The organism is Enterobacter sp. CPE_E890 (assembly GCF_046521475.1).
GTDB classification, from domain to species: Bacteria; Pseudomonadota; Gammaproteobacteria; order Enterobacterales; family Enterobacteriaceae; genus Enterobacter; species Enterobacter adelaidei.
Map to the genome: position 1 here is coordinate 65,858 of NZ_JBKFZW010000006.1, position 6,000 is coordinate 71,857.

General features: G+C 45.9%; 10 protein-coding genes. 8 read left to right on the forward strand and 2 right to left on the reverse strand.

Translation table 11 applies throughout. The features are described from left to right. The first annotated feature begins 4 nt into the window (after nucleotides 1-4). The 8 genes from ACLHV9_RS27775 to ACLHV9_RS27810 all read left to right on the forward strand — a co-directional run bounded on the left by ACLHV9_RS27775 (nucleotide 5) and on the right by ACLHV9_RS27810 (nucleotide 3,999). Nucleotides 5-253, forward strand: coding sequence for a DUF2543 family protein (locus tag ACLHV9_RS27775; RefSeq protein WP_162618405.1), 249 nt, complete (start codon nucleotides 5-7; stop codon nucleotides 251-253). A 122-nt stretch (nucleotides 254-375) separates the two neighbouring features. Continuing rightward, nucleotides 376-843 (forward strand): antirestriction protein, encoded by a 468-nt coding sequence (locus tag ACLHV9_RS27780; RefSeq protein ID WP_109885683.1) that lies wholly within the window; start codon nucleotides 376-378, stop codon nucleotides 841-843. 47 nt (nucleotides 844-890) lie between these two features. Next, complete coding sequence (locus ACLHV9_RS27785) at nucleotides 891-2,009, forward strand: protein klcB (RefSeq protein WP_071443965.1); 1,119 nt, start codon at nucleotides 891-893, stop codon at nucleotides 2,007-2,009. Continuing rightward, complete coding sequence (locus ACLHV9_RS27790) at nucleotides 2,010-2,270, forward strand: KorC protein (RefSeq protein WP_003019685.1); 261 nt, start codon at nucleotides 2,010-2,012, stop codon at nucleotides 2,268-2,270. 99 nt (nucleotides 2,271-2,369) lie between these two features. Next, entirely contained in the window at nucleotides 2,370-2,594 is a 225-nt protein-coding gene (locus ACLHV9_RS27795) for a DUF2688 domain-containing protein (protein ID WP_003019687.1), read from the forward strand. A 38-nt stretch (nucleotides 2,595-2,632) separates the two neighbouring features. Beyond that, nucleotides 2,633-2,956, forward strand: coding sequence for a KleE stable inheritance protein (gene kleE / locus ACLHV9_RS27800; RefSeq protein ID WP_023363192.1), 324 nt, complete (start codon nucleotides 2,633-2,635; stop codon nucleotides 2,954-2,956). A gap of 35 nt (nucleotides 2,957-2,991) precedes the next feature. Next, the gene (locus ACLHV9_RS27805) at nucleotides 2,992-3,369 is read left to right on the forward strand and encodes a hypothetical protein (protein WP_109885684.1); all 378 of its coding nucleotides are present in this window, start codon (nucleotides 2,992-2,994) and stop codon (nucleotides 3,367-3,369) included. Nucleotides 3,370-3,801: 432 nt separating this feature from the next. After that, entirely contained in the window at nucleotides 3,802-3,999 is a 198-nt protein-coding gene (locus ACLHV9_RS27810; RefSeq protein ID WP_223178557.1) for a hypothetical protein, read from the forward strand. A 138-nt stretch (nucleotides 4,000-4,137) separates the two neighbouring features. Here the strand turns inward: ACLHV9_RS27810 and ACLHV9_RS27815 are convergent, their stop codons facing one another. Next, nucleotides 4,138-4,998, reverse strand: a complete 861-nt coding sequence (locus ACLHV9_RS27815) for a broad-spectrum class A beta-lactamase TEM-1 (protein ID WP_000027057.1) — start codon at nucleotides 4,996-4,998, stop codon at nucleotides 4,138-4,140. A gap of 182 nt (nucleotides 4,999-5,180) precedes the next feature. Then, the gene (locus ACLHV9_RS27820) at nucleotides 5,181-5,684 is read right to left on the reverse strand and encodes a recombinase family protein (protein WP_110915625.1); all 504 of its coding nucleotides are present in this window, start codon (nucleotides 5,682-5,684) and stop codon (nucleotides 5,181-5,183) included. Nucleotides 5,685-6,000: the final 316 nt, after the last annotated feature.

Sequence of the window (6,000 nt, forward strand, 5' to 3'; positions counted from 1 at the left end):
TATGATGACAAATAAAATTGGCCCAACAGTTTATAAGTTAGTTTATGAGTATTCGAATCAATCCGAACACCCTCTTAACGAGAGCGACAATGATGCAATGGCTGAATACTTTAACGATCTCGTCAAGCGCCTTGTCGGTGGTGATGCGATAGATGCAGATACAATGCTGAGACTTGCTAAGGAATACAATATTGACGTTCTACGCGTACCAGAAATAGCCCGTTTCCTTAGCAAGTGGGGGCTTGATGAATAAGTAAGCAGTTTTGATATAAGCAATAAAAATGGTTTTATTAAGTGTTGAGGTATAGGACAAAATGTCCTATACTATTTGTGAAGGCCGGGTAAGTCACTCAGGTCAACTACCGGAGAACTCCGATGAATAATGAAGTTATCGTTACTGCTCGTAAACTTACAGATTATGAAGAACGCCTGATGTTTATGCCGAAATTCTTCGGCCAATACTGGCTTTTGGTGGAAAATCACACTTATAAGTGGATGCGTAAATTAAGTCCTGAAAATAAAAGCCAATATTTAAGTAGTGCGCTGGATAAAATTGAAGCCCATTATGATGGTGGTGAGTGGGATTTTTATGAACTTTCAAATGGTGGTTATTTTATGGCACCAAACAGCCGTGAACATTACCGTATTTCTGTCCAGGGTAATTACTTTGACGGTTTGTTAAGCGCAGAAGCTGCAGGTATGGTGGCAACCAGTTTTGTGCTGGCCCAGCTTGCTAATTCTAATCTGCCATTTTCAGAAAGATGCAGTGCTTATTATCATCAGCTGTTTGATTACGCCAGCGGGCATCAAGAATATGCGCAGTTCCGTGCGGCCATCGATTAAGTGAGTCTTTATCCCCTGCTCTGCAGGGGATTTTTCAGGGGTTTAATATGTCCAAACATTATCCTGGCGATGACTCTCGCGATCAGCAAATGGAAGCCATTGCGCAGCAGCTGCCGGACGACCATCGCATTCTGGACGCGGCGTACTCAGCGCTAATTGATTTGAATAAAGCCTGTATGACCGGTGATCTGCAACAGCGTCATGATGCTGTGTACCGGTTTGAAGCCTGTATCTGGAAAATGAACGGTAAAACCTTCTTTGGGTGTAATGCCGGTGAACATGAAGCGGCTCATGTTATCAGTGAATATTGCCGTGCTGATGACGGTAGCGTTCCTATGTGGGGCCAGCACGGTGATTTTATCATCGAAAGTTTCAGTGGTATGCGAGCAAGGGTTAAGGTCGAAGCCGGATGTATGATGGGGTATCTTTCCACCTCGTTTCATGCCGTTGATTTAGGCGCACCCTTTGTATCCGAAACAGGGTATCGTTCGCATTTTGTTAGGCTTTCAGAAGTCAGACCTGGAGAAACCGTTGATGCACATGTATCCCGCGTATTTCAAAGCCTGATTGACGCCAGAAAGAAACCTGCTTTTATCGCTGCTGATTCCCGTGACAGGCTGGCATCTGAGCCTTTGCCTGATTGGTTAAAATCCCTTTCGCCTCCCCCTGACAGAACGCCTCTAACGCTCCCTGACGGCTTTGTTAGGGTTGAGGCGTTATTACCCGCCTCTAAAGCATTTATCGCCCGTAAATGGGCTGTAGCAGCCCAGGAACGCATTACAGCTGTTATGCAGAGAGAACGGGAGGCTGAAAGAGAAGCTATGAGGGCCGAAAGCGAACGGCGCAAGCAGCTGGCAAAGGAACGTCCCAAAGAATACAAAGATAGGATGATTACCGTTGAGCGCTACAAGGAATTTTACGTTGGTGCTCGATGTGAAATCGTGAGTGTGCATCATCCGGTGTTTGCTAAAAATATTGGCACTATTGTAAAAATCGTTACGATATACGATTCAGGATGCGTGGAGGCGCATGAAGATAAGCCTATACGTTATAGAATCAACCGTCGCGGAACTCAGGTAGTGGATTTTGACCCTACTTGCGTTCGTACTTTTTACAATGTTGATCAACTGAAATTACTGGAAGACAACAAAACAGGTGAATCGTGAATGCAAACTAAACCCTACCCTGTCTCAATCAGGTCAGAATGTTTTTTACCCTTTGGTGCGGGATGGGTTTGTCCGACGCCAGAAGAAATTCGTACTTTGATGCAGATAGCAGAGCTAACAGGAAGCAAAGCAGCCACACTGACCGGACTGAAAGACAGTCGAACCGTCAGGCGCTGGATTGGGGGAGATACCCCCATTCCTTTTTCGGCCTGGGCTATCCTGGTTGAATATGCCGGATTGGGTAAAATCTGGAAGGTGTGAAAAGAATTTTAGCCGCTAAAATTGCAGGATAGGACAAAATGTCCTATAATATTTGTGAAGGCCGGGTAAATCACTCAGGTCAGCAGCCGGAGAATTCCGATGAAAAATACACTTATCCATACCCACTGCAAGCGTTGCGGCTGCAGTCTCACCATGCTTAAACATAGCGTTTTTGGTGCAAATTCATTAAAGGCTGAATTAGGCCAAATTTGTGCTGAATGTCTTACGCCAGAAGAAAATCAACGTATCAGTAAAGAAATCATGGAGCTTGCTGTTCGGCGCGTATGCCAGCCAACATTAACGCTTCATCGCAGAGGACACTAGCTAACCGGTTCAGTGTCTGAATCCAGCAGGAGGCCAGTATGACCAATGTCGTTAAATTTCCTCGTCAAGAGGACAGTAAACCGCAGCAGGGCCAGCCGGTCGAGAATGCTGCCGGTCAAACATCAGGGAGCGCCATGCGTAATATCATGCATGGAGTCATTGGTGCGGTGTACATGGTGCTGGTCATTCTATGGATTCCTGTTCGCTTCCTGCTGATCGCGAACGTTGTCATTCAGTTTTTCAAAATGATGTTTAAATGGAGTGATGGCCCGTTTGCTGCAGCCTGGCCGTTTGTGATCAGTTTCTTTGTACTGGCAGCCCTGACTTACATTATGGCTACATGGAAGCCCAAAGCGCCGTAATACTAATCAGCTGTCATTTATGCTGGGGACACAAAATGATTTATGCAGGTGTTTTGAAGCCGTTTGTGGGAGCTATCAGCGTCGGCTTTTTGATTTCGCTTATCATTGTAATTTGGTTAATGTGGCGTTATCGCAAGTGGGGTAAGGATCGGTTTCTTACTGAGAGTCTGGTGATATTGGTTGTATTTATTGCTAGTTTAATCACAGTGTTTCTGTTACCAACTTACAACGATGAAGACGTGAAATATGGCGAGAAGCTATCCAGCTGCAGGATGATTGAAGAAAATGCCTTCAATGGTTCTTTTAATGAAAATGTCAATAAAATCAATTGCGATGGCGTGATCACAAATATTCCTGTCAGTACGTACCAAAAAATGATTTACGCATATCAGGAAAAGAATAAAGGAGGTTAGCTTTGGCCGGAACTTCATTCAGACTCAGAAGGTTTATTGTAGGTAATGCTGTATGTCGGTTTCTTTTGCAGAGACAATTTTATGTGTTCCTGACGTGGGGAGTGATCACCTTCTTGCAGGCTGTTCTCTTTGCATTAGCCGGTGAATACAGGTATTCCCTGATTTTCCTTTTTGTGTCTGCTCTTACTCCTGGTCTGGCCCCGAACGACAGCTTTGCCGAACCCTTAAAGAGCAAGAACGCGGCGATACGCGCCCTGGCTACGTATGGAAGTCGGCATTACAGGAAATGTCGTTTACTGTGCCTGTTGGCAGTCATATTGATGATGGTGAGCATCATAAAATAAACCGGCTAAGCCGGTTTTTTTTTACTCATTTCTTGTCATTACCTTTTTGTTTAGCTAAACTCATGTATAGCTAAACACGGAGGGCGTTATGACAAAGATTTTAACTACCGCAGAACACAATCAAGCGACAGCTGATCTCGCCACATTAACCGCTATCGTTGAGAACTACGCAGTTACCCACCCCAAGAAACATGGCTGGAGTACCCTGGGCGCATTTTGTATGCCTGCAGTTTTCGTTCTTGTTGTTGGATACCACACCATGAAGGATATTGATCCAGGGGTCTGACGCTCAGTGGAACGAAAACTCACGTTAAGGGATTTTGGTCATGAGATTATCAAAAAGGATCTTCACCTAGATCCTTTTAAATTAAAAATGAAGTTTTAAATCAATCTAAAGTATATATGAGTAAACTTGGTCTGACAGTTACCAATGCTTAATCAGTGAGGCACCTATCTCAGCGATCTGTCTATTTCGTTCATCCATAGTTGCCTGACTCCCCGTCGTGTAGATAACTACGATACGGGAGGGCTTACCATCTGGCCCCAGTGCTGCAATGATACCGCGAGACCCACGCTCACCGGCTCCAGATTTATCAGCAATAAACCAGCCAGCCGGAAGGGCCGAGCGCAGAAGTGGTCCTGCAACTTTATCCGCCTCCATCCAGTCTATTAATTGTTGCCGGGAAGCTAGAGTAAGTAGTTCGCCAGTTAATAGTTTGCGCAACGTTGTTGCCATTGCTGCAGGCATCGTGGTGTCACGCTCGTCGTTTGGTATGGCTTCATTCAGCTCCGGTTCCCAACGATCAAGGCGAGTTACATGATCCCCCATGTTGTGCAAAAAAGCGGTTAGCTCCTTCGGTCCTCCGATCGTTGTCAGAAGTAAGTTGGCAGCAGTGTTATCACTCATGGTTATGGCAGCACTGCATAATTCTCTTACTGTCATGCCATCCGTAAGATGCTTTTCTGTGACTGGTGAGTACTCAACCAAGTCATTCTGAGAATAGTGTATGCGGCGACCGAGTTGCTCTTGCCCGGCGTCAACACGGGATAATACCGCACCACATAGCAGAACTTTAAAAGTGCTCATCATTGGAAAACGTTCTTCGGGGCGAAAACTCTCAAGGATCTTACCGCTGTTGAGATCCAGTTCGATGTAACCCACTCGTGCACCCAACTGATCTTCAGCATCTTTTACTTTCACCAGCGTTTCTGGGTGAGCAAAAACAGGAAGGCAAAATGCCGCAAAAAAGGGAATAAGGGCGACACGAAAATGTTGAATACTCATACTCTTCCTTTTTCAATATTATTGAAGCATTTACCAGGGTTATTGTCTCATGAGCGGATACATATTTGAATGTATTTAGAAAAATAAACAAATAGGGGTTCCGCGCACATTTCCCCGAAAAGTGCCACCTGACGTCTAAGAAACCATTATTATCATGACATTAACCTATAAAAATAGGCGTATCACGAGGCCCTTTCGTCTTCAAGAATTTTATAAACCGTGGAGCGGGCAATACTGAGCTGATGAGCAATTTCCGTTGCACCAGTGCCCTTCTGATGAAGCGTCAGCACGACGTTCCTGTCCACGGTACGCCTGCGGCCAAATTTGATTCCTTTCAGCTTTGCTTCCTGTCGGCCCTCATTCGTGCGTTCTAGGATCCTCCGGCGTTCAGCCTGTGCCACAGCCGACAGGATGGTGACCACCATTTGCCCCATATCACCGTCGGTACTGATCCCGTCATCAATGAACCGGACTGCCACGCCCTGAGCGTCAAATTCCTTTATCAGTTGGATCATATCGGCAGTGTCGCGGCCAAGACGGTCGAGCTTCTTAACCAGAATGACATCACCTTCCTCCACCTTCATCCTCAGCAAATCCAGCCCTTCCCGGTCTGTTGAACTGCCGGATGCCTTATCGGTAAATATAGGGGACGGTAGAGAAAACGGACAAAATCGTACGCTAAGCATGCGGCCTGTCAGGTTGAGGCCATAGAGTTTGACGTTTAGGCGTCAGATAATGCAGAAAGCGGCCCTAGTCTGACGCGATGCCAGTGAGCCGACTGACGCCCAGTTGAGGTATAGCCTAGATTGACATGCGCGATGCAACCCTTAACTTGCTTGCACCTATCGTTTCCATGCTAGCTTTATCGTAACGCTAAGGAAGCTCTGAAAAAGCCCATGTTTCGCGAAATCACCGCTCTGTAACCCGCATGGTTGCTGGGATGCATTTCTCGAGCGGGGGCTTTTTCAGACCTTCCTTAGCTTAGCGTACGATTTTTTCCGA